General features: G+C 43.9%; 1 protein-coding gene. It reads left to right on the forward strand.

All coding sequences use genetic code 11. The features are described 5' to 3' along the window. Positions 1-14 precede the first annotated feature (14 nt). On the forward strand, positions 15-501 hold a 487-nt coding region (locus N1032_RS28180; protein ID WP_259544057.1), incomplete at its 3' end, for a hypothetical protein.

A 501-nucleotide genomic window follows, 5' to 3' on the forward strand; every position in this document is an offset into this window, starting at 1 on the left:
CTGAGGGTGGTATTATGAGTGGTATTGAGAGTGGTTTAGCTACCCTTGCTGAATACGGTGTTGAAGCTGGTGTTGCTTTCCAAGCTGCTCAAGGGTTAGTTGAAAGTGTCCCCGGCATGTTAGGGGATGCAATCAATAGTGCTGCTAGGGAATTCATTCCTGGTGTAGCCCCTGTTGAGAATTGGGTAGCAGATACAGCTAAAACAGCTGGTGGATACTTTGAGAAAGGTGTAACAGCAGTTGGTGGTCAGAATAAAGTTACCACAGCGATTAACAACTTTGTTGATAAAGAAGTTAGTAAAGCTACTGCTCATTTAGCAGGTGAAACCTACACTGGTTTTGGTGGTTCTGTTTGGACTGAACACCCTATTGACCAAATCAAGAATGCAGTAAGTGGTTTCACTGATGCTGTTAAACAAGGTTGGGAAGTAGGTGGTAGCATTCAAGGCACAACTGCTGTTCAACACTTCAAAGGTGAATTAGGTGGTGCTCTAACATACG

Origin of the sequence: Herbiconiux daphne, assembly GCF_024979295.1 — a bacterium.
Classification (GTDB): domain Bacteria; phylum Actinomycetota; class Actinomycetes; order Actinomycetales; family Microbacteriaceae; genus Herbiconiux; species Herbiconiux daphnes.